This is a genomic window from Streptomyces sp. CNX435 (assembly GCF_059570575.1).
This window is the reverse complement of record NZ_JCANTA010000013.1, coordinates 115,235-141,263: the sequence shown is the minus strand read 5'-3', so window position 1 is coordinate 141,263 and position 26,029 is coordinate 115,235. Positions and strand designations below refer to the sequence as shown.

Sequence of the window (26,029 nt, the reverse complement as noted above, 5' to 3'; positions counted from 1 at the left end):
TTATCCGTTGCCGCCCAGCAACTGCGCCGCCAGGCCCATCACCACCGGCGCCACCCCGACCGCCAGGAACGCGGGCAGGAAGCACAGCCCCAGCGGGCCCGCCACCTTGACCCCCGCCCGGCGGGCGCGGGCCGCCGCCGCCCGGGTCTCCTCCGCCCGGCACTCGGCGGCCAGCCGGGAGACCGCGTCGACCACCGGCACCCCCGTCTGCCCCGCCTGTTCCAGCCACCCGGCCAGCCGCCCGGCGCCCGGCACTTCCGCCATTGGCGCCCACGCCGCCCGCGGGTCGCCGCCGAGGCGCAGCTCCGCCGCGCCCTGCGCGAGGCGGTCCCCGACCGGGCCGCCCAGCGAGCGGCCCACCTCGGCGGCGGCCTCCCGCGGCCCGGCGCCGGCCGCGAGGCAGGCGGCGACGAGGTCGGCGGCCAGGGCGAGGTCGGCCCCGGTGCGTATGCCGACGTCGCGTCGTGCGACGGTGGCGGTCCGGCGCTGCCACCGCCGTATGCCGTACGCGGCGGCGAGTCCCGCCAGGGCGCCGACCGCTCCGCCGACGAAGATGAGCACCGCGGCCCCCGCGAGCAGACCCGGACCAAACCGCACCACCGCCGCCCGGATCCGTCCCACGGCCAACTCCCGCCCGCCGCCCGGCCGACCGGCGTCCGCAGGCGGCAGGGGCGGCGCCAGCGGGCCCAGCACGGCGGGCAGCCGGCGACGCGAAGCATGTGCGCGCCAGGACGCACGGGCCGCGTCCGCCGCGCAGTACACGGCGGCCAGGACGGAAAGCGCTGTCCACAGGCTGTGGATGAACTCAGCGCGCATACGCACCCCGCACGATCCGGCCCGTCCAGACCAGCCCCGCCCACTCCAGCAGGCAGCCCGCCGCCAGGCAGAGCAGTCCCGCCGGCGTGTGCAGCAGCACCCGCAGCGGCGCGGCGCCGAGCGCCGTGCCCATCAGCAGCCCGAAGACGGGCAGCAGGGCCAGCAGCAGCGCCGTCGCCCGCGGGCCGGCCAACTGGGCCTGCAGTTCGTCCCGTTCGTCCCGCTCCGCGCGCAGCGCCGCCGCGACCCGGTCCAGCCCGTCCGCGAGACCGGCGCCGCCACCCGCGGCCACCTGCCAGCAGGCGGCGACGCCAGCCAGCCCCTGCGCGCCGGGTTCGCCGGCCGCCCCGCGCAGGGCACCCGGCACGTCCCCGCCGAACCGCGCGGCGGCCAGCACCTCCGGGCCGCTAGCCGGGCCGCCGGGCGCCGCCGCGAGCAACGCCTCCGCCGGCTGTCGGCCGGCCCGCAGCCCGCCCGCCACCGCCGCGCACAGCTCGATCACCGCCGTCGCCCGCCGCGCCTCCGCGGCACGCCGCTCCCGGCCGCGCAGCCGCCGCCGTACCAGCGGCACGGCCGCCGCCCCGGCGAGCAACGGCAGCCAGGACGCACCCAGCAGCGCCACCACACCGCCGCCCGGCACACACCACAACTCCCGCCGCGCGCACCACGTCCGCACGACCGCGACCACCCGCTGCCACGGCCCCGCCCGCGCCACGCTCCCTCGCGCCCCGAACAGCCCCCGGGCCCGCCGCGCCGCGGGCCTCCGCCCGCCGGCCAGCACCACGGCCGCCCCCGCGCACAACGCCGCCCCGCACACCGGCGCCACCGACGTCACCTCCCCGCTCACTCCGCTCCCCCGCCCCGCTCCAGCAGCCGCTCCAGCCGCGGCCACCCGGCCCGCCGCGCGAACCCCCCGGCCGCCCACACCACCGCGGGCACCGCCGTCACCAGCCCCGCGCCGTCGCGCTCCAGCACGTGCACCTCCGCGATGCGCCGACGACCCTGCCGGTCACGCACCAGGTGCAGCAGCACCGACACCGCCGCCGCCAACTGGCTGTGCAGGGCGGGCCGGTCGAGGCCGGCGACCGCGCCCAGCGCCTCCAGCCGCGCGGGCACGTCGCCCGCCGCGTTCGCGTGGACCGTCCCCGAACCGCCCTCGTGACCCGTGTTCATGGCGGCCAGGAGGTCGACGACCTCGCGGCCCCGTACCTCGCCCACGACCAGCCGGTCGGGACGCATCCGCAGCGCCTGCCGCACGAGGTCCTGCAGCGTCACCTCGCCGACGCCCTCCTGGTTCGCGGGGCGGGCTTCGAGCCGTACGACGTGCGGGTGGTCCGGCCGCAACTCGGCCGACTCCTCCGCCAGCACGATCCGCTCGTCCCGCCGCACCAGCGACAGCAGCGCACTCAACAACGTCGTCTTCCCACTGCCCGTCCCACCACTGACGAGGAACGACAGCCGGGCGTCGAGGAGTCCGTGCAGCAGCCGCTCACCGCCCGGCGGCACCGTGCCGGCGGCGGCCAGCTCCGCGAGGCTGAACGCGCGCCGCCGCACCACTCGCAGCGACAGGCAGGCCGAGCCCACGGCCACCGGCGGCAGGACGGCGTGCAGCCGCGTGCCGTCGGGCAACCGGGCGTCGACCCAGGGGCGGGCGTCGTCGAGCCGCCGCCCGGCGACGGCGGCGAGGCGCTGCGCGAGCCGTCGTACCTCACCGGCGTCCGCGAACCGCACGTCGACCCGCTCCAGACCGCACCCCCGGTCCACCCAGACCTCGTCCGGAGCGGTGACGAGCACGTCGGTGACGTCCGGCCGGTCCAGCAGCGGCTCCAGCGGCCCGCTGCCGACCATCTCCGACCGCAGCGCGCCCACGACGGCCAGCACCTCCGTGTCGCCGAGCAGCCGCCCCTCCCGCCGCAGTGCGGCCGCCACCCCGGCGGGCGTCGGTTCCCCGCCGCTCTCCGCCAACCGCCGCCGCACGGCCCCTACCAGCTGCCCGGACACGACACGCGAGTGCCGCGCCGAACGCGAGCTTCAGGAGCCGGACGCCGCCAAGGCCGGCTCCAACCGGGCGCCGTCCCCACGGGCCGTACGCTCCGCAGCGGCCTGGGCGGGTCCTGAACAGCCCTCACCGCCCCGGCCGTGCCGCGACGAGGCCCCTCCCGGCTCCGTGACCCGGCTGCCGGCAGCGCGTTCCGTACGGCTCCCACCGCCGCTCATACCGCCACGCCCGCCGCGCTCGTGCCCGGCAGTGCCCGGGTCCAGAACTCCGTACAGAAGCGGGACAGCGGGGCGCGCGGGTGGGTGCCCGGGGGAGGGGTGCCGGACTCGGCGGCCTGCGGCAGGCCCGGTTCCACCGGGAGTTCGCCGGCCAGCGGCAAGCCCAGGAGATCGGCGACGTCCTCGGCCGTGAGGCCGCCCCGAGCCGGGCCGCGGACCACCACCCGCAGGTCGCCCAGCACCATCCGCACCGCGTCCGCCACGCGGTGCGCCGCCGCCACCGCACGCAGCTCGGCCGGCACCACCAGCAGCGCCACGTCCAGCTGGGCCAGCGCCTCCGCCGCCGGCTCGTCCACCCGCCGCGGCAGGTCCACCACGACCACCCCGCCCCGCCGGCGGGCCGCCGCCAGCACCGAACGCATCGCCGCCGGTGCCACCGACACCGCCCCCGCGTCGCCGCCGCCCCGGTCCCAGCTCAGCAGCCGCAGGTCGTGCAGCCGCGGCAGCGACTCCTCCAGCGCGGCTCCGCCGATCCGCCCCCGCGACGACGCGAAGGCCGGCCAGCGCAGCCCCTCCGCGTCCTCCCCGCCGAGCAGCACGTCGAGCCCGCCGCCCAGCGGATCCGCGTCGACCAGCACCGTCCGCTGCCCGGCCCGCGCCGCGGTCACCGCAAGCGCGCAGGCCAGCGTGGACGCCCCGGCGCCGCCCCGGCCGCCGACCACGCCGACCGTGCGGGCCTGCACGCCGACCCCTTCCGCAGCGTCGGCGATCCGGTCCACCAGCGCCGTCTCCTCGGCCGGCAGCACGAGCACCTGCTCCGCCCCGACCGCGATCGCCCGCTGCCACACCCCCGGATCGTCCTGATCCCGGCAGACGAGCAGCACCCCACTCCGCCGGGCCGGCCCCGCCGCCGTCAGCCGCCCGGCGCTGTCGTCCCCGACCAGCACCAGCGGTGCCGCGGCCCAGTCCTGCCGCCCCGGAGCGTGCGAAACCTCCGCCTGCGTCCCTGCCGCGGCGCACAGCCGCAGCAGGTCGTCCAGAAGTTCCTCGTCCTCCGTGACGACCAACGGCCGTCCGCCGGCGCCGCCGTCGTCAACTCCGCTCCCGGCACCGGCCGGAAGGCTCCCCGCACCCCCCGACGCACCACCGCCGCCTCCCGCACCCCGCGCGGCCCCGCCAAGCCTCCGGCCCGCGCTCCGCCGGCCCCCGCCACTCCGCAGCCCGCTGTCCCGCAGGCCGCTGTTCCGCAGACCACCGCTACGCAGCCCGCCGCTCCGCACCCGACCCATCACGCCGCCTCCCCGTGTTCTCCGCCGCGCCCTCCGGCACGCCGTCCGCCCCGGGCCCGCGCCACCGCCGTCCGCGACAGCGCCAGACCCGCTTCCGACCCCCACGGTGCCCCGGCCACCCCACCCCGTGTGGATCTTGGTCAGGATCTGGGGATAACCCACCAGTTGTGGACAACTCCGTCACCCGTTCGGGGGAGCGTGCAGATCGAGGGCAACGGTTACCCACGGTGATGCGTCTAGTCCCACGACAGCGATGAAGACGGCCCGAAGGGCGGCCCGAAGCAAGGAGCGACCGGGAAGAGCGGAAGAAGATCCGACGCGGCCGGAGAAAAGCAAGAATGTCGAAGTCCGGACATGCGACGACCCCCGCCGGGGGGGAGAGCGGGGGTCGTCCCCACGGCCGACTCGGGGGGGGAGGAGCCGGTCCGGGTTAGCACGGTCGCGAACGATCCGTGACTTCCATGGTGTACCCGAGAGCCTTCTCAGGCAAACCCACGCGCCACACCTTACGCCGAATGGTGGGCGCCTATGCTCGCACTCGTGGAAAACCACTCGTTGCCCAGGACGGCCGCCTTCTTCGATCTGGACAAGACGGTCATTGCGAAGTCGAGCACGCTGACCTTCAGCCGGCCGTTCTACCACGGCGGGCTGATCAACCGGAGGGCAGTGCTCCGGTCCGCCTACTCGCAGTTCGTCTATCTCCTGGGCGGCGCCGACCACGAGCAGACGGAGCGCATGCGCGCCTACCTCTCCAACCTCTGCCGCGGCTGGAACGTGGCCCAGGTGAGCGACATCGTGGCCGAGACCCTCCACGACCTCATCGACCCGATCATCTACGACGAGGCCGCCTCCCTCATCGAGGACCACCACCTCGCCGGCCGCGACGTCGTCATCGTCAGCAGCTCGGGTGCCGAGGTGGTCGAGCCCATCGGCGAGCTGCTCGGCGCGGACCGCACGATCGCCACCCGCATGGTCGTCGAGGACGGCCGCTACACCGGGGGCATCGAGTACTACGCCTACGGGCCCGCCAAGGCGGAGGCGGTGCGGGAGCTGGCCGACGCCGAGGGGTACGACCTCGCGCGTTCGTACGCGTACAGCGACTCGATCACGGACGTCCCCCTCCTGGAGGCCGTCGGCCACCCGTACGCCGTGAACCCCGGCCGGGCGCTGCGCCGCGAGGCGGAGCAGCGCGACTGGCCGGTGCTGTCGTTCGCCCGTCCCGTACGGCTGAAGCAGCGGGTGCCGCAGTTCACGCTGCCCGCTCGGCCGGTGCTGGCCGCGGCCGTCGCGGGGCTGGCGGCGGCGACGGCGGCCGGGGTGGTCTGGTACGCGTACCGACGCCGTGCGCAGGCGACCTGAGTTCTACCGACCCACCCCTGACCTGCACGTCTTCCGCTTCACCCCATTAGTAACCTTCGCCAGCATTTGCAGATGAAAGTAAATATCTGAGCGCCGGACTTCCCTCTTACCGCGGACAGGAGTACAAAGGGATTACGGCCCGCGAGAGCCAGGGCATCCGCGAAGGATCTCTCAGCAACCACGGCCCCACGGACCGCACATGGAAGTCGGGAACCCACGCGACGCTGATCCCTCGAATAGGGACCGCCGCACCAGGAACCGGTGAGTTCCGGGCCTGATGGGCAAAGAATTGTGCACGCACTGGTACCCCGGCGGACATGAGATGGCGGCGGTGCCCCGAGGTGCCGCCGCAACTCTGTGTACCGGAGTCCCCGAGGGCCTACGCCGCCCCCCGCTGCAGCGCCTCGCACACTGCCGTGCTCTCCCGCGCCCCCAGCCGGATGGCCCGGCCGCAGTGCGCGATCCACCCCCCGACGCCCTCCGGCGTCCCGGTCGCGTAGCCCGCGAGCGCCGTCTCGTACGCCTCCCGGCCCTGCTCCGCGTGCCCCACCTCGGCCGGGCAGACCGCCTTCGGGTCCAGCCCGCTGCCGACGAGCACGATCCGCTCGGCGGCCCGCGCGACCAGGCCGTTGGCGGTACGGAACGGGCGCAGCGTCAGCAGCTCGCCGTGCACCACCGCCGCCATGACCAGCGCCGGAGCGGAGGAGCCCGCGACCACCAGGGCCGCCAGCGCGTCCAGCCGCGCCGCCGTCACGTCGGCGTCCGGCAGCGGCGACGGCAGCGCCACGCCCGGCTCCACGACGCTCTCGCCCGCCAGCCGGGGCCGCCCGACCGCCTCGCCGGCATCCTCCGCGACGCCCCGAGCGGCGCCCGCAGCGCCCGCGGAAGCGGCCCCCGTTCCCCCCGAGGCCATCACGTGCAGCCGCGCCAGCACCCGCATCGGCGACTGCCGCCACACGCTCAGCAGTTGCCCCGCCTCCGCGTTCACCCGCAGCGCCCCGCCCACCGTCCGCGGCTCCCCCGGCGCGGAGAAGTCGCTGCGCCTGCGTACCTCCTCCAGCGCCCAGTCCGCCCCCGACAGCGCCGCCGATGCCCGCGCGCCGCGCAGCGCCGCCTCCGCCGACACTTCGGTGCCGCGCCGCCGCATGACCCGGTGCCCGTAGACGCGGTCGACCGCTCTCCGTACAGAGGACACCGCCTCTTCGACTCCCGGGAGGGTGCTCAGGGCCGCCAGCGGGTCGGTCACGCTCGTCATGCGTACGAGACTACGCAACCCGATGGAGTGGACTTTTCCCGCCCTTTCCCTGATCCCGGGCCGAGATCCCGCTACCGTACTTGAACATGAAGATCGCTTTCGTGGGTAAGGGCGGCAGCGGCAAGACCACCCTGTCGTCCCTCTTCGTCCGGCAGCTCGCCGGCACCGGCCGCCCCGTGCTCGCCGTCGACGCGGACATCAACCAGCACCTGGGCGCCGCCCTCGGGCTCGACGAGGAGGATGCCGGCCGGCTGCCCGCACTCGGCGCGCATCTGCCGCTCATCAAGGAACACCTGCGCGGCGCCAACCCGCGCATCGCGGACGCCGCCGACATGATCAAGACGACGCCTCCCGGCGCGGGCTCCCGGCTGCTCTCGGTCACCGGGGACAATCCGGTGTACGCCGCCTGCGCCCGCCCCGTGCGGCTGGACAACGGCTCCGTACGCCTCATGGTCACCGGCCCGTTCACCGAGGCCGACCTCGGCGTCGCCTGCTACCACTCCAAGACCGGCGCGGTGGAGCTGTGCCTCAACCACCTGGTCGACGGGCGTGAGGAGTACGTCGTCGTCGACATGACGGCGGGCAGCGACTCCTTCGCCTCCGGGATGTTCACGCGGTTCGACATGACGTTCCTCGTCGCCGAGCCCACCCGCAAGGGCGTCTCGGTCTACCGGCAGTACAAGGAGTACGCGCGCGACTTCGACGTCGCGCTGCGCGTCGTCGGCAACAAGGTGCAGGGCCCGGAGGATCTGGAGTTCCTGCGCGCGGAGGTGGGCGCCGACCTGCTGGCCGCCTTCCCGCACTCCGACTGGGTGCGGGCCATGGAGAAGGGCCGTCCGCCGGCGTTCGCGGCACTGGAGGAGCCTGCCGCGCAGGTGCTGCGGGAGATGTACGGGGCCGTGGACGCGTCATACGAGCGGCGCGACTGGGCCCGTTACACCGCCCAGATGGTGCACTTCCACCGCAAGAACGCGGAGAGCTGGGGCAACGCCAGGACCGGGGCCGACCTGACGGACCAGATCGACCCGGGCTTCGTCCTGGGCGAGACCGCGTCCGCACAGCCTCTGCCGGGTGCGGCCGTGCCGGGCGCGGCGGCCACAACCGGCGCCGCGACCGGCGCCGCCGCCGCGCCTCAGCCCGCCTGACCCTGCTTGGCGTCCGCGGTGCCGGCGCGGTCCCGCTGCGCGGACCCCGCCGGCTCCTCGGCACGCTGCGCGCTCCCCCGCTTCGCCGAAGCGGAAGTCGCCGACGCCGACAGGAACTTCTCCCAGCCCCTCTCCGGCCGCTCGCCCACGTCCAGCGTGCGCAGCTGCGCCAGCGTCCCCGGGTCCTGGGCGTCCAGCCAGTCGGCCAACTGCCGGAACGAGACGCAGTGCACGTCCTTCTTAGGACAGATGGCCTTGATGGTGTCCTCTACGGCACGCATGTACGCGCCGCCGTTCCAGCTCTCGAAGTGGTTTCCGATGACGAGGGGCGCGCGGTTGCCGGTGTACGCGCGCTCGAAACCGGCCAGTAGCCCCTCGCGCATCTGACGTTCGAAGGCCCCGTGCTGGGCGGCGGGCGCATAGGCGGTGCCCGACTGGTTGGCCATGAAGTTGTAGTCCATGCTCACGACTTCGAAGGAGCGGCCGGGGAACGGGACCTCCTGCAGCGACAGGTCCCAGATGCCCTCCTTCTTCTTTGGCCACACCTGACTGCTGACACCGCTGGTGTCATAGCGGAAACCCATCTCCTTGGCGGCCTTCATGAGGTTCTTCTGGCCCTCCAGGCAGGGGGCCCGACCGCCGATCAGCTCCCGGTCGTAGTCGAAGGGAAGGGGATCCACCTTCTTCCGGCCGGTGTTCGTCTTCCACTGCCGCACGAACTGCTTGGCCTGCGCGATCTCGCTCTTCCAGTCCTCCTTCGACCAGCTCGCGACGCCCGTACGGCCGCAGAAGTGGCCGTTGAAGTGGGTGCCGATCTCGCTGCCCTCCAGCCAGGCGCCGCGCACCTGCTCCAGGGTGGCGCCGACCTCCTCCTCGTCCAGGTAGCCGATGTCGGAGGCGCCGCGGGGGTGGCCGGGGGGCGCGTACTCCATGCGTTTGTCCCGGGGGAGGACGTAGACGCCGCTGAGGAAGTACGTCATGGCGGCGTCGTTCTCCCGGGCGACCTTGCGGAAGTGGGAGAAGAGGCGCTGGCCGTCCTCGCCGGCGCCGTCCCAGGAGAAGACGACGAACTGCGGCGGCTTGGTGCCCGCCGTCATCCGGCTGACGGTGGGCTGGTTGGGCTGCGCGCCGGTGTAGGCGGTGGAACCGTCGCCGATGAGCTTCATCGGCCGGCCCTTGCCGGGCGCCGCGTCGTCCGCCGTGCCGTCGCTCCCCGAACGCTGCGGATCGTCCCCCGGGGAACAGCTCGCGACCGCCACACCCCCCAGTGCGAGGACGCCGCAGATTCCCACGGTCGCCCGCCATGTTCCGAACAAAGCTCCCACCTCTTCCCGACGCCGCCTCGGACGCGCCGACTCGAATAGCCGAATACGCGCGCGATTTCTCACCGCATGCTCGGAAAGAGAGATAACCAGAAATTCAGATTATCTCTCTGCATTCACTCGATGGATGGGAGAAGTGGGCCGACCGGCGCAAAACGCTTCGCTCAGTCTTTACGTGGCATTACGATTCATTTACTCGCTCTTGAGGGTCACCGTACCGTCACCGAGAGTGACGTCAGCCGTGTGCCCGTGCTGCACGACGCCCCCTCCCTACCGAGGAGACGCCACATGCCCGCAGGACGCCCGACTCCCCTGGGAAGCCCTTCCGCCGAGCGCGCGAAGGATCCGGAACGCGATCCGGACCACGACCTGGAACACGATCCGGAACGCACGGCAGCCCCCGAGGCCCGCGGGACCGCAACTGCCCGTCACCCCCTCGTCGCGGACCTCTCCGCCTCCGTCACCGTCTTCCTGATCGCCCTGCCGCTCTCCCTGGGCATCGCGCTCGCGACCGGCGCCCCGCTGCAGGCCGGGCTGCTGTCCGCGGCCGTGGGCGGCATCGTCGTCGGGCTGATCAGCGGGGCGCCACTGCAGGTCAGCGGGCCCGCCGCCGGGCTGACCGTGGTCACCGCCGACCTCATCCAGCAGTACGGCTGGCGCGCCACGTGCGCCATCACCGCCCTCGCCGGGCTGGGGCAGCTCGCGCTCGGCTCGCTCAAGGTGGCCCGGTCCGCGCTGGCGGTCAGCCCGGCCATCGTGCACGGCATGCTCGCCGGCATCGGCGTGACCATCGCGCTGGCCCAGCTGCACGTCGTCCTCGGCGGCAGCCCGCAGAGCTCGCCCGTGGCCAACACCCTGGCGCTGCCCGGCCAGCTCGCCGATCTGCACCCGGGCGCGGTGTCGGTGAGCGTCGTCGTCGTCATCGTGCTGCTGGGGTGGCCGTGGCTGCGCGGGCGCGGCACGGGTGCGCTGCGGTACGTGCCGGCGGCGCTGGCCGCCATCGTGGTCGCGACCGGCTTCGCCTCCCTCGCCGGGCTGCGGCTGCCGCGCGTCGACCTGCCGTCGTGGAGCAGCCACGCGCTCGCGGGCATGCCGGACGGGCCCGCGCTGGGGCTGGTGGCCGCGGTACTGACGATCACGCTCGTGGCCAGCGTGGAGTCGCTGCTGTCCGCGGTGGCAGTCGACAAGCTGGCGGTGGCACGCGGCGACGAGTGCCCCGTGCCGCGCGCCAACCTCGACAAGGAGCTGCGCGCGCAGGGCGCCGGCAACGTCGTCGCGGGGCTGCTCGGCGGGCTGCCCGTCACCGGCGTCGCGGTGCGCAGCTCGGCGAACGTCGCGGCGGGGGCGGTCAGTCGCCGGTCCGCCGTGCTGCACGGGGTGTGGGTGGTGTTCGCGTCGCTGCTGCTGGTGGGGATGCTGGAGCTGATCCCGCTGGCGGCGCTGGCGGCGCTGGTGATGGTCGTCGGCATCCAGATGGTGAAGGTCAGCCACGTGCGGTCGGTGCGGCGGCACCGGGAGATCCTCGTGTACGCGGCTACCGTGGCCGGCGTCGTGGTGCTGGGGGTGCTGGAGGGCGTCGCCGTGGGGATCGCGGTGGCGGTGGCGGTGTCGCTGCACCGGCTGTCCCGCACGCGGGTGACGCTGGAGCGGCGCGACCGCTTGCCGGTGCCGGGCGCGGCGGGCGGCGAGAGCCGGGGCGTACGGGCGGACACGTACCGCGTGCAGGTGCGCGGACAGCTCACCTTCCTCGCCGTGCCGCGGCTGAGCCGGGTGCTCGCGCAGGTGCCGCAGGGCGCGACGGCGGAGGTGGAGCTGACCGGCTCGTTCATGGACCACGCCGCCTACGAGACGCTGCAGGAGTGGCGCCGGGCGCACATCGCGCACGGCGGCGCCGCGGAGCTGACCGCCGCCACGGGCCGGCGCATCGCCGAGCCGGGCACGGCGCACCACTGCCACCCCTGGACGCCGTGGCGCAACCACTGCTGCGTCACGACGCCGGAGCGGCCCGCCCCGGCGCACCGGCTGCTCAGCGGCATCAGCAACTTCCAGCGCAACACCGCGCCGCGGCTGCGCGAGGAGCTGGCGCGGCTGGCCCGCGAGGGGCAGCGGCCCACGCAGCTGTTCCTCACGTGCTCCGACTCGCGCATGGTCCCCAGCATGATCACGTCGAGCGGGCCGGGCGATCTGTTCACGGTACGGAACGTGGGGAACCTGGTGCCGCTGCCGGACGAGACCGGGGACGGGGAGGGTGCCGGCGGGGCCGGCGCGGACGCCGCCGCCGGCACCGCCCCGCCCGACGACTCCGTCGCGGCGGCGATCGAGTTCGCGGTCGAGGTCCTGCGGGTCGAGTCGATCACGGTCTGCGGGCACTCCGGCTGCGGCGCGATGGAGGCGCTGCTCGCCGAAGAGGCCGCGCGGGGGGACACCGGGTCCGCCGCCGGCGACGTACCGCTCACTCCGCTGCGGCGGTGGCTACGCCACGGGCTGCCGACCCTGGCGCGGGCCCGCGTCAGCGGCCCTCGGATCACCTGCCGGCCATATGCGGACGACGCCGAACGGATGAGCCTGGCCAACGTCGCGCAGCAGCTGGACCACCTGCGCCGGCACCCGGGGGTACGCCGTCGGCTGGCCGACGGCTCGCTGAGCCTGCACGGGATGTACTTCGACCTCGGCGAGGCGCAGACCTATGTGATGCGCGCGCACGGCGACTTCACCGCGGTACGTCCCGGACCCGCCGGCCTGCAGCAGCAACCCGCCCCGGCGTGATGTCCGGTAGCACACGGCCCTCACGGTTACCCACAGGTCTAAACCATTTTATCCCCAGGCACTTGTCACGCCCTCCCCATGCCTGATGAGCTAGGCCCGGGACTGAGGCGGACATCCTGGAAAGGGAGATGTCGTGAGCAACGAAAGCCTGGCCAACCTGCTCAAGGAGGAACGCCGGTTCGAGCCCCCCGCCGAGCTGGCCGCACACGCGAACGTCACGGCGGAGGCGTACGAGCAGGCGCGTGCGGACCGGCTGGGCTTCTGGGCGGAGCAGGCCCGGAGGCTCAGCTGGGCCACCGCGCCCACCAAGACGCTCGACTGGTCGAACCCGCCCTTCGCGAAGTGGTTCGAGGACGGCTCGCTCAACGTCGCGTACAACTGCGTGGACCGGCACGTCGAGGCCGGCCTCGGCGACCGCGTCGCGATCCACTTCGAGGGCGAGCCGGGCGACTCCCGCTCGATCACCTACGCCGAGCTGCAGCGGGACGTCGCCAAGGCGGCGAACGCGCTGGTGGAGCTGGGTGTGCAGACCGGCGACCGGGTCGCCATCTATATGCCGATGGTCCCGGAGACCGTCGTCGCCATGCTGGCCTGCGCCCGTATCGGCGCACCCCACTCGGTGGTCTTCGGCGGTTTCTCCGCCGACGCGCTCGCGACCCGGATCGCGGACGCGGACGCGCGCGTCGTCATCACCGCCGACGGTGGGTACCGGCGCGGCAAGCCGTCCGCCCTGAAGCCGGCGGTGGACGACGCGGTGCAGCGCACCGAGCAGGTGCGCAGCGTCCTGGTGGTCCGCCGGACGGGCCAGGAAGTGGCCTGGACCGAGGGCCGCGACGTGTGGTGGCACGACATCGTCGACCGGCAGGAGGAGACGCACACCCCCGAGGCGTTCCCCGCCGAGCACCCGCTCTTCATCCTGTACACCTCGGGCACGACGGGTAAGCCCAAGGGCATCCTGCACACCACCGGCGGCTACCTGACCCAGGTGTCCTACACCCACCACGCCGTCTTCGACCTCAAGCCCGAGACCGACGTGTTCTGGTGCACGGCCGACGTCGGCTGGGTCACCGGCCACTCGTACATCGTCTACGGCCCGCTCTCCAACGGCGCCACACAGGTGCTCTACGAGGGCACGCCCGACACCCCGCACCAGGGCCGCTGGTGGGAGGTCATCCAGAAGTACAAGGTCTCGATCTTCTACACCGCGCCCACCGCGATCCGCGCCTGTATGAAGTGGGGCGACGCCATCCCGGCCAAGTTCGACCTGAGCAGCCTACGGCTGCTCGGCTCGGTCGGCGAGCCGATCAACCCCGAGGCGTGGATCTGGTACCGGGAGCACATCGGCGCCGGCCGCACCCCTGTGGTGGACACGTGGTGGCAGACCGAGACGGGCGGCATCATGATCAGCCCGCTGCCCGGGGTGACGAGCACCAAGCCCGGCTCCGCGCAGGTGCCGCTGCCCGGCATCGAGGCCACCGTCGTGGACGACGAGGCGCGCGAGGTGCCGAACGGCTCGGGCGGCTATCTGGTGCTCACGGAGCCGTGGCCGTCGATGCTCCGCACCATCTGGGGCGACGACCAGCGCTACCAGGACACGTACTGGTCCCGCTTCGAGGGCCGGTACTTCGCGGGTGACGGCGCGAAGAAGGACGACGACGGCGACATCTGGCTGCTGGGCCGGGTCGACGACGTCATGCTCGTCTCCGGGCACAACATCTCGACCACCGAAGTGGAGTCCGCCCTCGTCTCGCACCCCAAGGTCGCCGAGGCCGCCGTCGTCGGCGCCACCGACCCGCAGACCACGCAGGCCATCTGTGCCTTCGTGATCCTGCGCGGGGGCGCGGAGGCCGAGACATCAGCCGCTGACGCGGCGGGCGACGCGCTGGTGGAGGAGCTGCGGGCGCACGTGGCGAAGGCCCTGGGCCCGATCGCCAAGCCCAAGCGGATCCTGCCGGTCGCGGAGCTGCCCAAGACCCGCTCCGGCAAGATCATGCGCCGGCTGCTGCGGGACGTCGCCGAGAACCGCGAGATGGGCGACGTCACGACGCTGACGGACTCCACGGTCATGGACCTCATCCAGGCCAAGCTGCCGAGTGCCGCCTCGGAGGACTGAGGCCGGGCGAGCGGCGGCGAGACGGACGCGGCAGGGCCGCGCGGCGCGGCAGCGCCGTCGGCCGGTGAGCAGCGCCGTCGGCGGCGGGGTGTCCCCCGCCGCCGACGGCAGGCCCCGCCCCGCCCCGGCCGTCCGGCCGCGCCGTACCTCCCCTTTGCCCCGTAATCTGACCCCAGGCTGATCGAACGGCGTCGCCCTGTAGGGTGTTGGAGACACGTGAAGAGAGCGATAAGACCCTGAGGCGCGCCGGGAAGTCTGGTCGGCACACAGCACCCGTGTATCTGCCGTCGACCGCCCGGGAGGCCCCGCCGTGACCGCGCCCCAGCGCCCGCAGCAGTCCCAGTTCCTGCGCAGGCCGTCTCTCAAAGAGAGCAAGTTCCTCGCCGAGGCCCTCCGTACCGAGACCGTCGGCGGACTCATCCTGCTGGCCGCGGCCGTCGTCGCCCTCGTCTTCGCGAACAGCGCCCTCAGCGGCACCTACGAGGACATCAAGAGCTTCACCTTCGGCCCCTCCGCGCTCGACCTCCGACTCGACCTCGCGCACTGGGCCAAGGACGGGCTGCTGACCGTCTTCTTCTTCGTCGTCGGCGTCGAGCTCAAGCGCGAACTCGTTGACGGCGAGCTACGCGACCCGCGGGCGGCCGCGCTGCCGATCATCGCCGCGCTCTGCGGCATGGCCACCCCCGCCGCCGTCTACGTCGCCGTCAACGCCGGCCGCGGCGACCTCAACGGCTGGGCCATCCCCACCGCCACCGACATCGCCTTCGCCCTCGCCGTGCTCGCGGTCATCGGCAGCAACCTCCCCTCCGCGCTGCGCGCCTTCCTGCTGACGCTGGCCGTGGTGGACGACCTCTTCGCGATCCTGATCATCGCGATCTTCTACACCGCCGGCATCAACCTCGTGGCCCTCGGCTTCGCCGCCGCCGGCCTCGTCCTCTTCTGGTTCCTGCAGCGTCACGACATCCGCGGCTGGTACGTGTACGTACCGCTGGCCCTGGTCATCTGGGCGCTGATGCACGCCAGCGGCGTACACGCCACCATCGCGGGCGTCGCCATGGGCCTGATGCTGCGTGTCACCACCCGACCGGGCGAAGAGGTCTCGCCCGGCGAGCGCATCGAGCACCAGACGCGCCCGCTCTCCGCCGGGCTCGCGGTGCCCGTCTTCGCGTTCTTCGCGGCGGGTGTGTCCGTGAACGCCGACTCGATCGGCGGAGTGTTCACCGACCCCGAGCCGCTCGGGGTCGTGCTCGGCCTCATCATCGGTAAGATCGTCGGCATCACGCTCGGCTCCCGGCTCGCCGTCCGCTTCACCCGGGCGGAGCTGAATCCGGCGCTCTCCTGGCCCGATGTGTTCGCCGTCGCGACGCTGGCGGGCATAGGCTTCACCGTCTCGCTGCTCATCAGTGAGCTGGCCTTCGCCGAGGACGTCGGCCTCGCCGAGGAGACCAAGGCGGCGGTGCTGATGGGCTCGTTCATCGCCGCCGTGCTCGCGTGCGTGATGCTCAGGATCCGCGACAATCGCTACAAGGCGATAGCGGAGGAGGACGAGCGCGACGACGACCGCGACGGCATACCGGACATGTACCAGCAGGACGACCCGGAGTACCACCTGCGGATGGCCGTCATCTACGAGGCAAAGGCCGCCGAGCACCGCAGGCGTGCCGAAACGCGGCACCCGCCCGGCGATCCGGGGGACGGTCGGGCATGATGTGACTCCAGGCGGCGAAGGGACGGACGATGAGCGCAGCCGGCAACGGTGCGGCAGGCAACCGGACGGCCGCGGACGTGATCAACACGACGAAAAGAACCGGGCCCGTCGAGATCGGCACCGACGCCCACCTCGACACGCAGCAGAGCCTCGGGCGGCTCGTCTCGGCCGCCACCACCGATCTGAGCGCCCTCGTCCACGACGAGATCGCCCTGCTCAAGGCCGAGACCCGGGAGGACATCAAGCGCGCCGGCGCCGGCGGCGCCGCCCTCGGCATCGCCGCCACGCTGGTCCTCTTCGGCATCCCGGTGCTCAGCTTCGCCGCCGCGTACGGGCTGCACGCCCTGGGCCTCGCCCTCGGCTGGTCGTTCCTCATCGTCTTCGGCGTCCACCTGCTCCTCGGCACGCTCGTCGCCGTCTGGGGCATCGCCAAGATGCGCAAAATGAGCAAGCCCGAGCGCGCGATGAACTCCGCCAAGGAGACCGCCACCGTCATCTCCGACTCCCTGCGCGGCCGAAGTCATCCGGCGGACCGACGCAAGCCGGCCGCGGACGTGGCACGCTCGGAGTCATGACGGCACCGTCGCCAGTCGAACCGGCAGTCCACATCGAGGGCCCCTGGACCCACAGGGACGTCGCGGCGAACGGTGCCCGCTTCCACATCGCGGAGATGGGCGAAGGCCCGCTGGTCCTGCTGCTGCACGGATTCCCGCAGTTCTGGTGGACCTGGCGGCACCAGCTGCCCGCCCTCGCCGAGGCCGGGTACCGCGCGGTGGCCATGGACCTCCGCGGCGTCGGCGGCAGCGACCGTACGCCCCGCGGCTACGACCCGGCGAACCTCGCCCTCGACGTCACCGGCGTGATCCGCTCCCTCGGCGAGCCGGACGCCGCGCTCGTCGGCCACGACCTCGGCGGCTATCTGGCCTGGACCGCGGCCGTGATGCGGCCCAAGCTGATCCGCCGGCTGACCGTCTCCGCGATGCCGCACCCGCGCCGCTGGCGCTCCGCGATGCTCACCGACCCACGGCAGAGCGCCGCGGGCTCCTTCGTCTGGAGTGCCCAGCGCCCCTGGCTGCCCGAGCGGCAACTCGTCGCCGACGACGCCGCGTTGGTGGGCCGGCTCATCCGCGCCTGGTCGGGGCCGCGGCAGCCGGACGACAAGGCGCTGGAGGTCTACCGGCGGGCGATGACCGTACCCTCGACGGCGCACTGCTCGGTGGAGCCGTACCGCTGGCTCGTACGGTCGCTGGGGCGGCCGGACGGCATACAGTTCTACCGCCGGATGAAGCTGCCGGTGCGGGTGCCGGTGCTGCACCTGCACGGGTCCCTCGATCCGGTGATGCGCACGCGGAGCGCGGCGGGGTCGGTGGCGTACGTGGAAGCGCCGTACCGGTGGCGGCTTTTCGACGGTCTCGGGCACTTCCCACACGAGGAGGACCCGGTCGCGTTCACCGCCGAACTCGTCAACTGGCTACGGGATCCCGAGCCCGACCGCTGAGCCACCCCAGGTGGGCGGCCGGTCCACCGCCCGTACGGCGCCGGCCGCCGCGGAAGCGACGCGGCCCCGGCGCGGCGGCGACTGAAACTGCACATGTCAATTGCATCCTGCATAGGCAGATCGGCACGAGAAAGGGCGATTACCGGCCGCCGGGTGAGGGGAGGATCCGGGGTATGGGTTGGACGCATGACTACAACGACGTAGGAACCCACCGCGCAACCGCCCCGGACGCCAGACCGCTCCCGGGCGCAGCGGCGCACCGTGAAGTGGACCTCCGTCTGGGGATCCCGCACATTCTCCGCCGCCGGGCCCGCTGGATGAGCGCTCGGTTGCGGCGCGTGCACTGAGCGGCACCACCGGGTCCAGGTCCTCATCCGGATCTTCATCCGGTTCTCCATCCGGGTCTCCATAAGGATCCCGCGGGCCCCGCCCCCAGCCCTCCGGCGTCTCACATGGCGCAGCTGTCGCTGTCCACCTGCCGCGATGCCGTGCGTCCGCGTTCGATGTCGTCCCGGACCTCGTCGACGGTCAGCGCATAGCCGGTGTCCTGGTCGTCCATGGACCGGGCGAAGATGACGCCCACGACGGCGCCCTCGGGGTTGAGCAGCGGGCCGCCGGAGTTGCCCTGGCGGACGAGGGTGAAGAGCGAGTAGACGTCGCGGTTGACCGTGCCGCGGCGGTAGATGTCCGGGCCGTTGGCCGTTATACGGTCGCGCACGCGCGCCGCCCGGACGTCGAAGCCGCCGTTCTCCGGGAAGCCGGCGACGATGGCGTCGTCGCCGCGCCCGGCGTCGTCCTGGTCGAACGGCAGGGCGGGGGCGTCCAGCTCGGGGACCTCCAGCACGGCGATGTCCCGCTCCCAGTCGTAGAGCACGACCTCGCCGTCGTAGATCCGGCCCTCGCCGCCGATCTGCACGGTGGGCTCGTCGACACCGCCCACGACGTGCGCGTTGGTCATCACGCGCTGCGGCGCGAAGACGAACCCGGTGCCCTCCAGCTGCTTGCCGCACGACGGGGCGGTGCCGACGACCTTGACGATGCTCTCCCGGGCCTGCTCCACCACCGGGCTGTTGACCAGCGCGGGGTCGGGCGCCGGGACGTTCGTGATCTGCTCGCTCTGGAACGGCGCGAAGACCTGCGGGAAGCGGTTCTCCGAGAGCACCGAGCTGAACTCGCCGAGCCAGGTGTCGGCGCTCTTCGGCATCACCTCGGCCACGCCGCCCAGCACCTTCGACGCACGCACCTCGCGGGCGACGGTCGGCAGCGTCGTCGTCGCCAGCGCCGTGCCGAGCAGCCAGGCGACGAGCAGCAGCGCCACGACGTTGACCAGCGCGCCGCCGGTGGCGTCGAGGGAGCGGGCGGGGGACCAGGTGATGTACTGCCGCAGCTGGTTGCCGAGGTGGGTGGTGAGCCCCTGGCCCACGGAGGCCGCTATGAGCACGAGAACGATGGCGCCGAACGCGGCCGTCGGGCCGAGGGCGGCGCCGTCGGTCGCCAAGTCCCAGATGACCGGCAGCAGATAGATGGCCAGCAGCCCGCCGCCGACGAAGCCGCAGACGGACAGGACGCCGACCACGAAGCCTTGGCGGTAGCCGACCACGGCGAACCACATGGCCGCCACCACCAGCAGGATGTCCAGCACGTTCACCCGGTAACCGTCTCATGCGTGCCAGTCGAGCGGCACCCGGCGTTCGCGATCCCACGGGCGCTCCCACCCCGCCAGGTGCAGAATCCGGTCGATCACGCCGGCGGTGAAACCCCAGACCAGCGCGGAGCCGACGAGGAACGCGGGGCCGAGGTGGCCGCGCGGATGCACGGCCATGGCCCGGTTCGCCGGGTCGGTGAGATCCGCCACGGTGACGCTGAACACCCGGGCCGTCTCGGCCGGGTCGACGACGCCGACGGGGCTGGGCTCACGCCACCAGCCGAGCACGGGCGAGACGACGAAGCCGCTGACCGGGATGTACAGCCGGGGGAGCACGGAGAACACCTGCACGCCCGCGGGGTCGAGTCCGGTCTCCTCCTGCGCCTCGCGCAGCGCGGCGCGCGGCGGTCCTTCGCCCTCGGGGTCGCCGTCTTCGGGGTCGAGGGAGCCGCCGGGGAAGGAGGGCTGGCCGGCGTGCGAGCGCAGCGAGCTGGCGCGCTCGGTGAGCAGCAGTTCGGGGCCGTGGTCGCCGTCGCCGAAGAGGACGAGCACGGCGGCGGGCCGGCCGCCGTCGCCGTCAGGCGGGAGGAAACGGCTCAGCTGCTCGGGCCGTACGGTACGGGCCGCGTCGGCGACGGGCGTCAGCCAGTCGGGCAGCCCGTCGTCGCTGACGGCCACGGACGCGCGCGCCGAGTCCGCGAGCGCACCGGCCGAATCCGCGGGCGTACGGGCGGAGTCCATGGGCGTAGCGGCGGAGTGCACCGGCGTACGGGCCGAATCCACCGGCGTACGGGCGGAGTCCGCGTCCCCGGCGGCACTCCGCGCGCCCCCGTGCGCCGCCGCCACACCCGCACCCGGGCCCGCCCCCGTGGCCGCGCCGCCGCCGCCCGGTCCGCCGGGCATCCCGCGTGCGCGCGTCATGCGGCTCCCAGCGGGGGCGCGGGCTTGCCGGGGTAGTCCGGCGGCGGCTTGAGGCGCTGCCCCGGCATGCCGCCCTTCTCGTACTTCAGCAGCTTCTGCGCCTTCTCCGGATCCGTCTCCCCCTCGCCGTACGCCGGGCAGAGCGGGGCGATGGGGCAGGCGCCGCAGGCGGGCTTGCGGGAGTGGCAGATGCGCCGGCCGTGGAATATCACGTAGTGCGAGAGCATCGTCCAGTCCTTCTTCGGGAAGAGGGACCCGATCTCCTGCTCGATCTTGTCGGGGTCGGTCTGCTCGGTCCACTTCCAGCGCCGCACGAGCCGGGCGAAGTGCGTGTCGACCGTGATGCCGGGGACCCCGAAGGCGTTGCCGAGGACGACGAACGCGGTCTTCCGGCCCACGCCCGGCAGCTTGACCAGGTCCTTCAGGTTCCCCGGGACCTCGCCCCCGAAGTCGTCCCGCAGGGCCTGCGAAAGGCCCATGATCGACTTGGTCTTGGCGCGGAAGAAGCCGGTCGGCCGGATCAGCTCCTCGACCTCCTCCGGATTGGCCGCGGCCAGGTCCTCGGGCGTCGGGTACGTCGCGAAGAGCGCGGGCGTCGTCTGGTTCACCCGGAGGTCGGTGGTCTGCGCGGAGAGCACGGTGGCGATGAGCAGCTGATACGCGTTCTCGAAGTCCAGCTCCGGGTGCGCGTACGGATACACCTCGGCCAGCTCGCGGTAGATCCGCCGGGCCTGCCGCACCAGCCCCGTCCGCGTCGGCGCCGGTTTCGCCTTGCGCACCACCGCGCGGCCCCCGGCCGCGGGCGCTGCCTTGCCACTCTTCGCCATGGGGGCCAGCCTACGGGCCCTCACTGACACCCAAGAGCGAAACCCGCCCGGGCCCCCTCCCGGAGGGAGGAAACCAAGATTGAGCGGCCGTCGTCGTGAGCAGGGTAAGCATGACCGTCGCGAGCAGGGTGATGGAGGGGATCCATCGATGGTGCCTGACGACGCCGTGATCGGCTGTCTCGGCGTACTCGTCATCGCCACCCGCGGCTCCGCCGGCCCCGGCGAGGTCCTGGTACGGGTCAGGGGCGGCACCGAGACCTTTCTCGCCTGGTCCGCCGAGCCGCTGCCCGAGGGGGCGGAGGTGCTGGTCACCGAGTACTGCGGCGGTCGCCAGGTCACCGTGATCGCGTGGACCGATCCGTTGGACGAGCTGACCGGCGGCATCGGTCCCGTCGATTGAGGAGGTAAGCATGTTCGGCTATCGCGTTCCGGCCCCCGACCAGGCCATGCTGGTGTCGGGCGGCAGGCGCCGGCGGGACGGTGCGCCGTTCCGCGTCGTCGTCGGGCACGGCAGGTTCGTATTGCCGATCTTCCGCAAGACCCGCTTCCTGTCGCTGGCGATGCACGAGGCGGAGGTCGCCGAGCACTGCGTGACCAGGCAGGGCATCCCGCTCACGGTACGGTCCGTCATCGCCTTCAAGGTCGGCAACGACATCGAGAGCATCGTCAACGCCGGGCAGCGCTTCCTCTCCGAGCAGAAGGAGATGTCGGTGCTGACCGGGCGGATCTTCGCCGGTCACCTCCGCGCCATCATCGGCTCGATGACGGTCGAGGAGATCGTCACCGAGCGGCAGAAGCTCGCCTCCGAGGTGGTGGAGACCTCCAAGAGCGAGATGGGCCGGATCGGCCTGATCGTCGACTCGTTCCAGATCCAGTCGATCGACGACGGCGACACCGGCTACATCAGGGCGATGTCGGCGCCGCACCAGGCGGCCATCCAGCGGGAGGCGAAGATCGCCGAGGCGCAGGCGGCGCAGAAGGCGTCCGAGGCGGAGCAGGAGTCCGCGCGGAAGCAGGCCGAGTACGCCCGGGAGACCGCCATGGTGCGGGCGCAGTACCAGGCCGAGGTCAGCCGGGTCGAGGCGGAGGCGGCGCAGGCCGGGCCGCTGGCGCGGGCGCACGCCCAGCAGGACGTGCTCGCCGCGCAGACCGAGCTGGCCGAGCGCGCGGCCCGGCTCCGCCAGCAGGAGCTGCAGGCCGAGGTGGTCAAGCCCGCGGAGGCGGAGGCCGAACGGGTCCGGGTGCTGGCGCTGGCCGAGGCGGAGAGGATGAAGATCCAGGCCGAGGCGGCGTCCTCGTACGAGCGGGTCGCGCTGGACCAGCAGCTGATCGACCAGCTCCCGAAGATCGTCGAGAAGGCCGCCGCCGGGCTGAAGGGCGCCAACATCAACGTGCTGAACGGCGCCGACGGCCTCGGCCAGCTCACGGCGGGGCTGGTCGGCCAGGGGCTGACCATCCTGGACTCCGTCCGGAACACCATGCCCCAGCCCCGGCCCGCGGGCGACGAACAGCCGAGTCGCTAGGGTCCGTTGATCCGGAGGCTCCGCCCGGCCTCCCCCCGCCGGCCGCTGTCGCGTACGGCGGGGGGAGGCTGGTCGTATGGACGAAGAACTGAAACCGGTGCACGCGGCGGGGGATGCGCCGGGTGCGAGCGACGCGCGCCTGGCCGTGGCGGCGGCCCTGGCGGGTGCGGCGGTGCTCCGCGACCTGTACGGCACGACGCTGCGGCGCTACGAGAAGTCAGCGGGCGACTTCGCCACGACCGCCGACGTCGAGGCCGAGCGGGCCGTCGTCGCCGTGCTGCGCGCCGCCCGCCCCGACGACGCCGTGACCGGCGAAGAGAGCGGCGCGATCGGCCCGGCGGACACGCGGCGCAGGTGGCTGGTCGACCCGCTGTGCGGCACGTTGAACTACGCCGCCCGCACCGCGCTGGTCGCCGTGAACGTCGCCCTGCGCGCCGGGGACGTGACGACCGTGGCCGCCGTCGCCGACCCGTTCGCCGGCGAGGTGTTCTGGACCGACGGCGTACGGGCCCTGCTGCGCCGCGACGGCGTGGACGAGGAACTGGCACCGGCACCCGGCTCCGGCCTCGTCGACGTCAACCTCGACCCGCCGTTCCCCCACTCCCCCGCCTTCGACGCGGCGCGGCTGCCGACCGCCCCCGGGTTCGCCGCCCGCTTCCGGCCGCGGGTGCTGTCGACCACGCTGGCGCTGGCCTGGGTCGCCGCCGGCCGGCGCGCCGCGTACGTCACCGACGGCGGCGACCTGAGCGCCAGCGTGCACTTCGGCGCCGGGATCGCGCTGTGCCGGGCGGCCGGCTGCGTCGTCACGGGCATCGACGGCCGCCCGCCGCACGACAGTGTGGGCGGGCTGATCGCGGCGGCGGACGGCGACACGCACGCCGCGCTGGTGGAGCTGGTCCGCGGCGGCGACAGCGCGGGGGACGGACCCGCCGGCCGCGCCGGTTGACCTGAACCCTTGTTCAACTCCTACGTTGGGCCGCGTCGAGTCGATCAAGACGGGAGCGTGGTCGCGGTGCGTGCGATCGAGGTACGGGAGTTCGGCGGGCCCGAGGTGCTGGTGCCGGCGGAGGTGCCCGAGCCGGTGGCCGGGCCCGGGCAGGTCGTCGTGGGGCTGGAGGTGGCCGACGTCATCTACCTGGACACCCTGCTGCGCAGCGGCTGGGGCGGCGAGTACTTCCCGGTGAAGCCGCCGTACGTGCCGGGCGGCGGCGGTGCCGGGACGGTGCTGGCCGTCGGGGAGGGCGTCGACGGGGCGTGGGTCGGGCGGCGCGTCGTCGCCCCGGCGTCCGGCGGGTACGCGGAGCGGGTCGTCGCCGACGGGGCGAAGATCGCCGCGATTCCCGACGGGCTCGGCTTCGCCGAGGCGGCGGCCGTGCTGCACGACGGCGTCACGGCGGTGCTCCTCGCCCGCGCGGGGCAGCCCCGCGCGGGCGAGACGGTGCTGGTCGCGGCGGCGGCCGGCGGGGCGGGGTCGCTGGTGCTGCAGCTGGCGCGCGGCGCCGGGGCGCACGTCGTCGCGGCGGCGCGCGGGGAGCGCAAGCTCGCCCTCGCCCGCGAGCTGGGCGCGGAGCACGCCGTCGACTACTCCGAGGACGGCTGGCAGCACCGGGTCCGCGAGGCCACCGGCGGGGACGGCGTCGACCTGGCCTTCGACGGCGCCGGGGGCGAGCTGGGCCGGGTGGTGTTCGAGACGGTGGCGCGCGGCGGCAGGTTCGTGACGTACGGGACGTCCGACGGCGCCTTCGCCGACATCGACCCGGGCAGGGCGGAGGAGCGGGGCGTACGGGCGACGAACGCCCTGGCGAGCGGCCCTCCCGCCGATTCCGTGGCGCAGGCCGCGCTCGTCGAGGCCCTCGACCTCGCCGCCGCGGGCCGCATCAGGCCCGCGATCGGCGCGACCTACCCGCTGGCGCGCGCCGAGGAGGCGCACGCCTCGCTCGCCCGGCGCGCGACGGTGGGCAAGTCGCTGCTCGTCGTGTGAGCGCGTGAGGGCCTGAGCGCCTGAGGGCCTGAGGGCGTGAGGGCGTGAACCGGGCGCGGGCGGGGCTCACATGTGAATCGTGGGCGCCCCGCCCGACAGTTCCTTGGGCGCACCCCGCCGGTACAGGAACACGGTCACCATGGCGCCGACGGCGAAGATGCCCGCCGACCACCAGAACGCGGTGTGGTAGCTCTCCAGTGCCGCCTGCGCCCGCACGGCCGGGTCCCTGGGGTCGCGCCCGGACAGGTAGTCGGTGGCGGCGCTGGCCGACAGGGTGTTGAGCAGGGCGATGCCGATGGAGCCGCCGACCTGCTGCATGGCGTTGACGGTCGCGGAGGCCACGCCCGCGTCGTGTACGGAGACGCCGAGCGTGCCCAGGCTCATCGCCGCTGCCACGACCAGCCCGAGCCCGAAGCCGGCCACGACGATCATCGGCAGGATGTGCCCCACGTACGAGCTGCTCAGGTCCAGCGTCGTCATCCACACCAGGGCGGCGGTCGCGATCGCCATGCCCACCGGCACCACCGCCCGCGGCCCGAGGCGCGGCACGGCGACGTTGGTGGCGAGCGTCGCGGCGATCACGAGGCCGCCGACCATGGGCAGAAAGGCGAGCCCGGACTCGACCGGGGTGTATTCCAGGCCGGTCTGCAGATAGTACGTGAGGAACAGGAAGACGCCGAACATCCCGGCGGAGGCGATCAGCATGCCGAGGAAGGACGCACCGCGGTTGCGGTCGGTGACGATACGCATCGGCAGCAGCGGATGCGGGCTGCGGGTCTGCCACCAGGCGAACGCGGCGAGCAGCACGCCGCCCGCGATCAGCAGCCCCCAGGTGGCGGGCGCGCCCCAGTCCTGGTGCTCGGCGTTGGAGAAGCCGTAGACGACGGCGAACAGGCCGGTGGTGACCAGGGCCGTGCCGGGCCCGTCGAGCGTGACGCTGCGGTCGCGCGCGGTACGGGCCAGCAGCGCGCCGGCGCCGGCGAAGGCGAAGACGGCGAAGATCAGGTTGACGTACAGCGTCCAACGCCAGTCCAGGTACTCGGTGAGCACGCCGCCCAGCAGCAGGCCGATGGCGCCGCCCGCACCGGACACGGCGCCGTAGACGCTGAACGCCTTCGCCCGCTCGCCCGGGTCGGTGAACGTCGTCGTCAGCAGGGACAGCGCGGACGGGGCGAGGAGCGCGCCGAACGCGCCCTGGAGGGCGCGGGCGATGATGAGCATGTCGAAGTTCACGGCGGCGCCGGCCAGGGCGGAGGCGGCGGCGAAGCCGACGAGGCCGGCGAGGAAGGTGACCTTGCGGCCGAAGAGGTCGGCGATGCGCCCGCCGAGGAGCAGAAGGCTGCCGAAGGCCAGCGAGTACGCGGTGACGACCCACTGCCGGTCGCCGTCGGAGAAGCCGAGGTCGGCCTGAGCGGACGGCAGGGCGATGTTCACGATGGTCACGTCGAGGACGACCATCAGCTGGGCGAGGCCGAGGACGCCGAGGATCAGCCAGCGGTGGCGGTGCGCGCGCTCGGCATGGGCGGCGTGGACGGCGTCGGCCGCGGCGGTGTCGGCCGTGCCGGACCGGCCGGCGGGGTCGTCGGCGGGGCCGGTGCCGGACTCGGCGCGGGTACGGGACATGGCGGGCTCCGTGTGGGGTCG

The 26,029-nt window shown here is 73.5% G+C and carries 21 protein-coding genes; 11 read left to right on the top strand and 10 right to left on the bottom strand.

Translation table 11 applies throughout. The annotated features are described in order from the left end of the window. The 4 genes from T328_RS21840 to ssd all read right to left on the bottom strand — a co-directional run bounded on the left by T328_RS21840 (window position 1) and on the right by ssd (window position 4,100). Window positions 1–822 carry a type II secretion system F family protein gene (locus tag T328_RS21840; protein ID WP_496497808.1) on the bottom strand — a complete coding sequence of 274 codons (822 nt, stop codon included), beginning with the start codon at window positions 820–822 and terminating at the stop codon, window positions 1–3. Then, complete coding sequence (locus T328_RS21835) at window positions 806–1,663, bottom strand: type II secretion system F family protein (protein ID WP_496497807.1); 858 nt, start codon at window positions 1,661–1,663, stop codon at window positions 806–808. Before T328_RS21835 ends, T328_RS21840 begins: the two co-directional genes overlap by 17 nt. After that, window positions 1,660–2,805: a TadA family conjugal transfer-associated ATPase gene (locus tag T328_RS21830; RefSeq protein ID WP_496497878.1), complete on the bottom strand. Its 1,146-nt coding sequence runs from the start codon at window positions 2,803–2,805 to the stop codon at window positions 1,660–1,662. Before T328_RS21830 ends, T328_RS21835 begins: the two co-directional genes overlap by 4 nt. Before the next feature lie 224 nt (window positions 2,806–3,029). Next, a complete protein-coding gene (ssd, locus tag T328_RS21825) occupies window positions 3,030–4,100 on the bottom strand; it encodes a septum site-determining protein Ssd (protein WP_496497806.1) in 1,071 nt (356 codons plus the stop codon). Window positions 4,101–4,850: 750 nt separating this feature from the next. Here ssd and T328_RS21820 point away from each other — a divergent pair. Then, window positions 4,851–5,681 carry an HAD family hydrolase gene (locus T328_RS21820; protein WP_496497805.1) on the top strand — a complete coding sequence of 277 codons (831 nt, stop codon included), beginning with the start codon at window positions 4,851–4,853 and terminating at the stop codon, window positions 5,679–5,681. A 379-nt stretch (window positions 5,682–6,060) separates the two neighbouring features. Here the strand turns inward: T328_RS21820 and T328_RS21815 are convergent, their stop codons facing one another. Then, window positions 6,061–6,936 carry an oxidoreductase gene (locus T328_RS21815; RefSeq protein ID WP_496497804.1) on the bottom strand — a complete coding sequence of 292 codons (876 nt, stop codon included), beginning with the start codon at window positions 6,934–6,936 and terminating at the stop codon, window positions 6,061–6,063. 86 nt (window positions 6,937–7,022) lie between these two features. Here T328_RS21815 and T328_RS21810 point away from each other — a divergent pair, with 86 nt between their 5' ends. Further along, complete coding sequence (locus T328_RS21810) at window positions 7,023–8,081, top strand: ATP-binding protein (protein ID WP_496497803.1); 1,059 nt, start codon at window positions 7,023–7,025, stop codon at window positions 8,079–8,081. On the opposite strand, the gene T328_RS21805 is transcribed toward T328_RS21810, so the two are convergent. Beyond that, entirely contained in the window at window positions 8,069–9,247 is a 1,179-nt protein-coding gene (locus T328_RS21805; RefSeq protein ID WP_496497877.1) for a polysaccharide deacetylase family protein, read from the bottom strand. The two genes, T328_RS21810 and T328_RS21805, sit on opposite strands and share 13 nt — an antisense overlap. Window positions 9,248–9,691: 444 nt before the next feature. Here T328_RS21805 and T328_RS21800 point away from each other — a divergent pair, with 444 nt between their 5' ends. From T328_RS21800 to T328_RS21780, 5 genes are all read left to right on the top strand, one after another. Further along, on the top strand, window positions 9,692–12,169 hold the full coding sequence (locus tag T328_RS21800; protein ID WP_496497802.1) for a bifunctional SulP family inorganic anion transporter/carbonic anhydrase: 2,478 nt from the start codon (window positions 9,692–9,694) through the stop codon (window positions 12,167–12,169). 133 nt (window positions 12,170–12,302) lie between these two features. After that, window positions 12,303–14,282, top strand: coding sequence for an acetate--CoA ligase (gene acs / locus T328_RS21795; RefSeq protein WP_496497801.1), 1,980 nt, complete (start codon window positions 12,303–12,305; stop codon window positions 14,280–14,282). A gap of 310 nt (window positions 14,283–14,592) precedes the next feature. Further along, the gene (gene nhaA, locus T328_RS21790) at window positions 14,593–15,990 is read left to right on the top strand and encodes a Na+/H+ antiporter NhaA (RefSeq protein WP_496497800.1); all 1,398 of its coding nucleotides are present in this window, start codon (window positions 14,593–14,595) and stop codon (window positions 15,988–15,990) included. Window positions 15,991–16,019: 29 nt separating this feature from the next. After that, window positions 16,020–16,565, top strand: a complete 546-nt coding sequence (locus T328_RS21785) for a phage holin family protein (protein WP_496497799.1) — start codon at window positions 16,020–16,022, stop codon at window positions 16,563–16,565. After that, window positions 16,562–17,488, top strand: a complete 927-nt coding sequence (locus T328_RS21780) for an alpha/beta fold hydrolase (RefSeq protein WP_496497798.1) — start codon at window positions 16,562–16,564, stop codon at window positions 17,486–17,488. The genes T328_RS21785 and T328_RS21780 overlap by 4 nt, the downstream gene beginning before the upstream one ends. A gap of 448 nt (window positions 17,489–17,936) precedes the next feature. Here T328_RS21780 and T328_RS21775 read toward each other — a convergent pair whose 3' ends face one another. The 3 genes from T328_RS21775 to nth form a co-directional block, all read right to left on the bottom strand. After that, a complete protein-coding gene (locus tag T328_RS21775; RefSeq protein ID WP_496497797.1) occupies window positions 17,937–19,136 on the bottom strand; it encodes a MarP family serine protease in 1,200 nt (399 codons plus the stop codon). Between the two features lie 12 nt (window positions 19,137–19,148). Beyond that, window positions 19,149–19,874 (bottom strand): NUDIX hydrolase, encoded by a 726-nt coding sequence (locus tag T328_RS21770; protein WP_496497876.1) that lies wholly within the window; start codon window positions 19,872–19,874, stop codon window positions 19,149–19,151. Window positions 19,875–20,050: 176 nt separating this feature from the next. Beyond that, entirely contained in the window at window positions 20,051–20,881 is an 831-nt protein-coding gene (gene nth, locus T328_RS21765; RefSeq protein WP_496497796.1) for an endonuclease III, read from the bottom strand. Window positions 20,882–21,029: 148 nt separating this feature from the next. Here nth and T328_RS21760 point away from each other — a divergent pair, with 148 nt between their 5' ends. The 4 genes from T328_RS21760 (at window position 21,030) to T328_RS21745 (ending at window position 24,385) form a co-directional block, all read left to right on the top strand. Further along, window positions 21,030–21,281: an NfeD C-terminal domain-containing protein gene (locus T328_RS21760; protein WP_496497795.1), complete on the top strand. Its 252-nt coding sequence runs from the start codon at window positions 21,030–21,032 to the stop codon at window positions 21,279–21,281. Between the two features lie 10 nt (window positions 21,282–21,291). Then, complete coding sequence (locus T328_RS21755) at window positions 21,292–22,404, top strand: flotillin family protein (protein ID WP_496497794.1); 1,113 nt, start codon at window positions 21,292–21,294, stop codon at window positions 22,402–22,404. Window positions 22,405–22,480: 76 nt separating this feature from the next. After that, on the top strand, window positions 22,481–23,350 hold the full coding sequence (locus T328_RS21750; RefSeq protein WP_496497793.1) for an inositol monophosphatase family protein: 870 nt from the start codon (window positions 22,481–22,483) through the stop codon (window positions 23,348–23,350). Window positions 23,351–23,416: 66 nt separating this feature from the next. Beyond that, window positions 23,417–24,385 (top strand): zinc-binding dehydrogenase, encoded by a 969-nt coding sequence (locus tag T328_RS21745; RefSeq protein ID WP_496497792.1) that lies wholly within the window; start codon window positions 23,417–23,419, stop codon window positions 24,383–24,385. Window positions 24,386–24,451: 66 nt separating this feature from the next. Here the strand turns inward: T328_RS21745 and T328_RS21740 are convergent, their stop codons facing one another. Next, a complete protein-coding gene (locus T328_RS21740) occupies window positions 24,452–26,008 on the bottom strand; it encodes an MFS transporter (protein WP_496497791.1) in 1,557 nt (518 codons plus the stop codon). Between the last annotated feature and the right edge of the window lie 21 nt (window positions 26,009–26,029).

Bases quoted from the DNA above. Each gene is read 5' to 3' on its own strand.
- T328_RS21815 (WP_496497804.1), bottom strand. From the start codon at position 6,936: ATGACGAGCGTGACCGACCCGCTGGCGGCCCTGAGCACCCTCCCGGGA.
- T328_RS21820 (WP_496497805.1), top strand. From the start codon at position 4,851: ATGCTCGCACTCGTGGAAAACCACTCGTTGCCCAGGACGGCCGCCTTC.
- nth (WP_496497796.1), bottom strand. From the start codon at position 20,881: ATGGCGAAGAGTGGCAAGGCAGCGCCCGCGGCCGGGGGCCGCGCGGTG.
- T328_RS21740 (WP_496497791.1), bottom strand. From the start codon at position 26,008: ATGTCCCGTACCCGCGCCGAGTCCGGCACCGGCCCCGCCGACGACCCC.
- T328_RS21770 (WP_496497876.1), bottom strand. From the start codon at position 19,874: ATGGACTCCGCCCGTACGCCCGCGGATTCGGCCGGTGCGCTCGCGGAC.
- T328_RS21805 (WP_496497877.1), bottom strand. From the start codon at position 9,247: ATGAAGCTCATCGGCGACGGTTCCACCGCCTACACCGGCGCGCAGCCC.
- T328_RS21760 (WP_496497795.1), top strand. From the start codon at position 21,030: ATGGTGCCTGACGACGCCGTGATCGGCTGTCTCGGCGTACTCGTCATC.
- T328_RS21750 (WP_496497793.1), top strand. From the start codon at position 22,481: ATGGACGAAGAACTGAAACCGGTGCACGCGGCGGGGGATGCGCCGGGT.
- T328_RS21785 (WP_496497799.1), top strand. From the start codon at position 16,020: ATGAGCGCAGCCGGCAACGGTGCGGCAGGCAACCGGACGGCCGCGGAC.
- T328_RS21755 (WP_496497794.1), top strand. From the start codon at position 21,292: ATGTTCGGCTATCGCGTTCCGGCCCCCGACCAGGCCATGCTGGTGTCG.
- T328_RS21800 (WP_496497802.1), top strand. From the start codon at position 9,692: ATGCCCGCAGGACGCCCGACTCCCCTGGGAAGCCCTTCCGCCGAGCGC.
- T328_RS21810 (WP_496497803.1), top strand. From the start codon at position 7,023: ATGAAGATCGCTTTCGTGGGTAAGGGCGGCAGCGGCAAGACCACCCTG.
- T328_RS21780 (WP_496497798.1), top strand. From the start codon at position 16,562: ATGACGGCACCGTCGCCAGTCGAACCGGCAGTCCACATCGAGGGCCCC.